We start from the raw sequence: 6,195 nt of genomic DNA, 5'->3' as shown, positions 1-6,195 counted from the left end.
TGTCGGATGCGGCGCCGGCGGCCGCCCGCTGCGCTTCCGGCAGCAGGGCGACCTCGGCCGCTTGCGCCTTGCCGGCCAGGTAAGCCGCATACGCGCGGTCGGCGTCGTTCGCGTCGGCCTGCAGGGCGTCGAAGCCCGCGCAGTCCTCGAAGGCCAGGCTGGCCACGCGCGCGGCGCAGCGCAGCAGTTCGATGCGCGCCACCAGTTCGAGCTTGCCCGTGCCCGCCACCTGGCTGCGGGCGCGCCGGAATTCCGTCTGTTCGACCAGGGCGTTGCCGCCCAGGTAGGCGGCCTGGAAGCGCTCGACCGAGCTTTGCGCATTCATCTTCCAGTCGGGCACGGGCGGGCCGCCGGAGCAGGCGGCGAGCGCGGTGCACAACAGCGGGGCCAGGGCGGACAGGACGATATTGATATTTCTCATGGCAGTTTGATCTCCGGATTGCGCTTGAACGGCCATTTGCGGTTGATTTCATTGACCAGCTGCTCGACCTTGCGCAGATTGCTTTCCACGTCGGCGCGCAGCGGGCCCAGGTCGGCGGTCGCCGCGCGGGCGTTGGCGCCCACGGCCTGCGCCTCGACCAGCACGGCGTCGACCTTTTTCAGGCTGGCGCGCGTATCGGCCAGCAGCGCGTTCAATTGCACGATGGTGGCCTGCGCATCCGTCATCACGCCCTTGTCGCCGAACACGCGCGTATCGGCGTTGGCCACCAGGCCATCCGTGCGGCGCGCCAGCTGGTCGGCCGTGACCAGCAGGGCGTTGGCCCGCTCGACGAGCAGGCGCGACTGCTTGTCGTCGCCCGTCAGCAAGCCCATGGCGCCGCCCGGGCCGCTCAGCTTGCCCGTCACGGCCTGCACATTGCGCAGGGTGCCGTCGAGGGCGGAATCGGCGCTCGTCAGGCTGGCCACATTGTTGAGCAGGTCTTTCGCGGCGGCCAGCAGGCGCGGGATTTCCGCCGCCATGTCGCCGACCAGCAGGTCGCGCGTGGCGTCGTCGGGCAGCGGCGGGTCCGTCAGGATGCCGCTGTAGGCGCGCAGCTTGGCGCCGCCCACGATGCCGCGCTCCAGCGTGAACATGGAGCTGCTGCGCAGCCAGTGCGCATCCTTGCGCGGCACGTCGATGATGACGCGCGCGCGGCCGTCCGGCGCCAGTTCGATACGCCGCACGCGGCCGATGGGAAAGCCGGAGAAGGTCAGGTCGGCGCCCACGCCCACGCCGTCGGAATCGTCGGCCGTCAGCACCAGGGTTTGCGTGGCCTCGAAGGCGCCGCGCGCATACATCAGGTAGACGACCGATCCGACCACCAGCACGAACATGAAGACGAGCAGGATGGCCGCCTTCAGTTCGGCGTGGCGCACGGGCGGCGGCGCGGGCAGGACGGGATCTTGCGTGAGACCGGCGGGCGCCGTGACGTCGACCTGGTCGGGATTTTGGGGTTGGCTCATGGCGTCGGGCTCTGGTATGGGGGAAATCGGGATCGCTGGCAACGGGCGGGCATCAGTAGTAATTGCCCATCAGCGAGGCCACTTCGATCAGCAGGATGACGGAAAACAGGCGCAGCATTTCGGACAGGCCGTGCGCCGCCCACAGGCGGTTGCGCCGGCCGCGCGGGTCTTCCGGGTAGTACGAGGAGGCCAGCGGGATCAGGGCCACGGCAAAGCTGAAGAACACCACCTTGAGCATCAGGATCAGGGCCACGGCCGGATTGAATATCTGCCCCACGACGCGCGTGTAGCCTTGCAGCGCCCATGGCGTAAAACCGTAGATCGTCAGGTAGGCGAGGACCAGCGAGGTGACGCAGCTGACGATGGCCAGCATCCACACGGCGAAGATGCCGGACATGACGCGCGGAAAGTATTCGCGGCGCAGCAGGTCGGTGCCCTGGCGCTGCATGGTGTCGAGCATGCCGGAAGAGCGCATTTGCGCAAACGCAATGCCGTCAGGCAGGGTCAGGCGCAGGGCGACGAACAGGGCGGCCGTCAGCGGTATCAGTTCCAGCACCAGCACGCGCACCACCATTTCCAGCGCATAACGCGACAGGCCGTAGCTTTGCGCGCTGACGACGACGATGCGGATTAGCACCAGGCTGACGAGCGCGCAGGCGACGCTGAACCACACGAGATTGGGCGCCGTGTTCGTCACCAGGCGGTGCGCGAGGATGGGACGGTGGTCGCGGTTATAGCTCGATGGCGACAGGGCCAGCGAAAACACGAGGATGGCGAAATGCAGCAGGCGCCACCAGCTGCCCAGCCAGGCGATGGTGGCCCGGTGCAGGCGGCGCAGGCTGATGATGAGGGAGACGGATGCGGTCATCATGGCATCTTAACATCAGCCCGGCCTTGCGGCCACGGCTGGCGTGCGCGCCTATTTGAACAGGGCGAAGCCGGCCATGACGACCATCAGCACGGCGATGTATTGCATCGGGATCCAGAACAGGGTGTGGCGCTGGCGCAGGATCACGCGCTCCTGCGTGGCCGGGTCGATCAGTTCGCGTCCGGGCGCGCTGTTCAGGCGCACGCCCGCAGACCAGCTGGCGGCCGCTGCCAGCAGGAAGGCCAGGGCCAGGGGCCACGTGTGGCTGGTTGTGTATGCCTCGCCCAGGGTGGCGCCGAACAGCGCTTGCGCGGCTACGACGACGATGAAACAGATGACGGGGGCGAGTATGCCGAAGCCTTGCCAGATAAGCATAAAAATTCTCCAGGGGATTGAGGGATTCCGCGGCGGGTGGCGGCTGCTGCGCGCGGCGGGGGCGAATTTTATCAGATTCACAAGAAATATAGTTTCTTTTAGGAATGACTATTCGCGCTTACGCAGGCGGGACGGCCACGCTGGCAATGATGGCGTCGGCCGCCGCCCGCACGCGGGCAGAGCGGTTCAGGTCGGCATGCATGACCAACCACACGTCATAGCTTTCCGCCCGCTCGGGCCAGATGCGCACCAGCTGCGGGTCGATGTCGCCCAGGTGGGTGGCCAGCTCGGCCACGCCCAGCCCCGCGCGCGTGGCTTCCTGCAGCATGGCCGCCGAATTGACTTCCATGGCGACCCGGGCATTGGCGACGGGCTCGCCGGCGATCTTCTCTCCATGGCGCGGCGTCACGGACTGGTGGTAGATGACGATGTCGTGGCCGGCCAGCGCCGTGCCGCGCACGGGTTCGCCCCGTTCGGCCAGGTAGCTTTTTGAGGCGTACAGGCCCAGGCTGCGCTTGACGAGGTGGCGCGAAATGAGGTCCGGGTCGGTGGGGCGCACGCCGCGCACGGCCAGGTCCGCTTCGCGCCGCGTCAGGCTGGCCAGCGCGGGCGCCACGTTGAGCACGATGCGGATGTCCGGGTGGGCCGCGTGCAGCCGCTGCATGGCGCGGATGACGAAATGGCTGGCCATGGTGTCGGTGGTGGCCACGCGCACCAGGCCGCTTAAACGGGTGTCGACGCCCTGCATCTCGCGCTGCAGCTTGTCGGCCGCCCGCTCCATCGCTTCGGCGGCGTGCAAGGCCAGCTCGCCGGCCGGCGTGGGCACGTAGCCCGATGGCGTGCGCAGGAACAGGGTGGCGCCCAGCGACGCCTCCAGCGCGGTCAGGCGGCGCCCGCAGGTGGCCTGGTCGATGCACAGCAGGGCAGCCGCGCCGCGCAGGGTGCCGGCCCGGCCGATGGCCAGAAAGATGCGCGCGTTATCCCAGTCCATAAGCCCGATCCATGGTTTTTTCCTGTCGTTATATTGATGCATTTTTGCATCAAGGTGCCGAGTTTATGCCTGTTTACTGCATCGCGCAATGCTCGCATACTGGCTGCCCATGTTACTGCAAGGAATACCATGACTGCCTCACCACCACGCCGCGCCAGCGGCTTGATCCTGCTGACCCTGGCCTTCGGCTTCGTCATGGCCATGCTCGACGTCACGGCCGTCAACGTGGCGCTGTCCGATATCGCGCTGGACCTGAGCATCCCGCTGACGGGCCTGGTATGGGTGGTCGACGGCTACACCTTGACGTTTGCCGCGCTGCTGCTGGCCGGCGGCGCACTGGCCGACCGCTACGGGCCGAAAGCCGTGTACCAGGGCGGCCTCGGCGTCTTCATCCTCGGCTCGGTGTTGTGCGGCGCCGCGCCCGACGGGCATTTTTTGACGGCGGCGCGCCTGCTGCAGGGCGCGGGCGCGGCCCTGTTCATGCCCAGTTCGCTCAGCCTGCTCACGCACAGCTTTGACGACGAGCGCGAACGCACGCGCATGCTCGGTGCCTGGTCGGCGCTGGTGGGCGTGGCCGGCGCGTCCGGCCCCCTGATCGGCGGCATCCTCGTGCACCAGTTCGGCTGGCGCAGCGTGTTCTGGGTGAATGTGCCGCTGGGCCTGCTGGCCATCGTCATGGCGCAGCTGCTCTTGGTGGCGCCGGCGCGCCAGCCGCGCGATCTGTCTCTGTTCAGCCATGCGCTGGGCGTGGCGGCGCTGGCGGGCCTCAGTTTCGTGCTGATCGAAGGGCCCGTGCTGGGCTGGCTGTCGGCCGGCGTGCTGGCGGCGGGGGCCTTGACGGTACTGTCGGCCGCGCAACTGCTGCGGCGCGAGCGCAGCGGCAGCCATCCGTTGTTGCCGCGTGAACTGTTTCACAGCAGCAGCTTTGGCGCGGCCAATGGCGTGGGTTTCCTGATCAATTTCTGCGTGTTCGGGCAATTGTTCTTGCTGAGCCTGTTCCTGCAGCAGTCCGGCGGCGCGGACGCCCTGCAATCGGGCTTGCGCCTGCTGCCCATGATGGCGGCCTATACCGTGGGAAACTATATGGCGGGAAGTATTGCGGCGCGTCATGGCACGCGCCTGCCCATGCTGGCGGGCTTGCTGGTGGGGGCCGTGATGGCCTTGCTGCTGATGAGCTTGCGTCCGGGCACGTCGTATGGCTGGCTGGCGCTGGGCACGGCCGTCATGAATATCGCCATCGGCATCGCCATTCCCGCCATGACGGCCACCGTGATGCGCGTGGCGGGCAAGCGGCATGCGAACAGCGCGGCGGCGGCCCTGAACGCCAACCGCCAGATCGGCGCGCTGGTGGGCGTGGCCCTGATCGGCAGCATCCTGCACACGCTGCCGGACTGGTCGCTGCGCCTGCCGCTGGCCTACGCGACGATCGCCGCCGCGTATGGCCTGGCGGCCGGCCTCGTGTACAAACACGTGCAGTTGCCGAAGGCCGCGGCGGCCGCCTGAACGCTTACTGCGCGCTTATTGGCCGTGCTTGCTGCGCCATTCCACCAGTTCCTCGATGGTCAGGATCGGCATGCCGTGCAGTTCGGCGAAGCGTTCGATATCGTCGCCGCGCATCATGGTGCCGTCCGGATTCATCAGCTCGCACAGCACGGCGGCCGGGTTCAGGCCCGCCAGGCGCGACAGGTCGACGGAGCCTTCCGTGTGGCCACGGCGCTCGAGCACCCCGCCGGGCGCGGCGCGCAGGGGGAATACGTGGCCGGGGCGCACCAGGTCGGCCGGCTTGGCATTTGGCGCGATGGCGGCGCGGATGGTGGTGACCCTGTCGGCGGCCGACACGCCCGTCGTGACGCCGTCGCGCGCCTCGATGGAGACGGTAAACGGCGTGCCGTAGCGGCTGCCGTTGTCGGACGACATGGGCGGCAACTCCAGCGCGCTGACGACATCCGTCGGCAGGCACAGGCAGACGATGCCGCTGCATTCGCGGATCAGCAAAGCCATGGTTTCATGCGTGATTTTCTCGGCAGACAGAATCAGGTCGGCTTCGTTTTCACGGTCGAAATCGTCGAGCAGGATGACGGGCACGCCGGCGCGCATGGCGGCCAGGGCGGACTGGATGCGACCTTCCAGGTCGTTGGAAAGCAGGGTATAGCTGTTGACTAACATGGTGAAACGCTCCTCGCATAGGCGAAAAACGCTGCAGGGCAAGCGAATAGACGCAACTGGCCGCATCGCCGTGGCGACGGGACATCACACTACTGCACATCTTCTTTCATCCGGACTATACCGTCGGCCCCGGAATCACACCGGATCTGCTGACCTCGCCAAGCGGTGCCTGGAAAGCGCTCGCGGGCTTGACCGTTGCCGGTCTTACCGCCGGTGGGGAATCGCACCCCGCCCCGAAGACGTATTGTTGTGCCGGTCCACATGACCGGCGGCAATACTTTAGCACAATTGAAAAAACCTGGCAGGGCACTGTTGAGTTTGTTCTTCGGCAAAGTTGCCTGGGGAAAGCAGT

The 6,195-nt window shown here is 67.2% G+C and carries 6 protein-coding genes, 1 pseudogene and 1 riboswitch; of the genes and pseudogenes, 1 reads left to right on the top strand and 6 read right to left on the bottom strand.

The features are described from left to right. The 5 genes and pseudogenes from CBW50_RS21860 to CBW50_RS21840 form a co-directional block, all read right to left on the bottom strand. Window positions 1-421, bottom strand: a pseudogene (locus CBW50_RS21860) (hypothetical protein); the annotation flags it as partial. Then, complete coding sequence (locus CBW50_RS21855; RefSeq protein WP_226935865.1) at window positions 418-1,443, bottom strand: MlaD family protein; 1,026 nt, start codon at window positions 1,441-1,443, stop codon at window positions 418-420. The pseudogene CBW50_RS21860 and the gene CBW50_RS21855, both read right to left, overlap by 4 nt. 52 nt (window positions 1,444-1,495) lie before the next feature. Further along, window positions 1,496-2,311, bottom strand: a complete 816-nt coding sequence (locus CBW50_RS21850; RefSeq protein WP_086147501.1) for an ABC transporter permease — start codon at window positions 2,309-2,311, stop codon at window positions 1,496-1,498. Window positions 2,312-2,362: 51 nt separating this feature from the next. Further along, window positions 2,363-2,686, bottom strand: a complete 324-nt coding sequence (locus tag CBW50_RS21845) for a hypothetical protein (RefSeq protein ID WP_086147493.1) — start codon at window positions 2,684-2,686, stop codon at window positions 2,363-2,365. A 118-nt stretch (window positions 2,687-2,804) separates the two neighbouring features. Next, complete coding sequence (locus tag CBW50_RS21840) at window positions 2,805-3,677, bottom strand: LysR family transcriptional regulator (RefSeq protein WP_086147492.1); 873 nt, start codon at window positions 3,675-3,677, stop codon at window positions 2,805-2,807. A gap of 129 nt (window positions 3,678-3,806) precedes the next feature. Between CBW50_RS21840 and CBW50_RS21835 the strand changes: the two genes are divergently transcribed. Next, a complete protein-coding gene (locus CBW50_RS21835; protein WP_086147491.1) occupies window positions 3,807-5,180 on the top strand; it encodes an MFS transporter in 1,374 nt (457 codons plus the stop codon). Window positions 5,181-5,195: 15 nt separating this feature from the next. Here CBW50_RS21835 and ribB read toward each other — a convergent pair whose 3' ends face one another. Beyond that, window positions 5,196-5,843 (bottom strand): 3,4-dihydroxy-2-butanone-4-phosphate synthase, encoded by a 648-nt coding sequence (gene ribB / locus CBW50_RS21830; RefSeq protein ID WP_086147490.1) that lies wholly within the window; start codon window positions 5,841-5,843, stop codon window positions 5,196-5,198. A gap of 94 nt (window positions 5,844-5,937) precedes the next feature. Then, window positions 5,938-6,088, bottom strand: a riboswitch (FMN riboswitch). Between the last annotated feature and the right edge of the window lie 107 nt (window positions 6,089-6,195).

Source organism: Janthinobacterium sp. GW458P, assembly GCF_002127585.1.
GTDB lineage: Bacteria > Pseudomonadota > Gammaproteobacteria > Burkholderiales > Burkholderiaceae_D > Janthinobacterium.
This window is presented reverse-complemented; position numbering and strand designations above follow the sequence as displayed.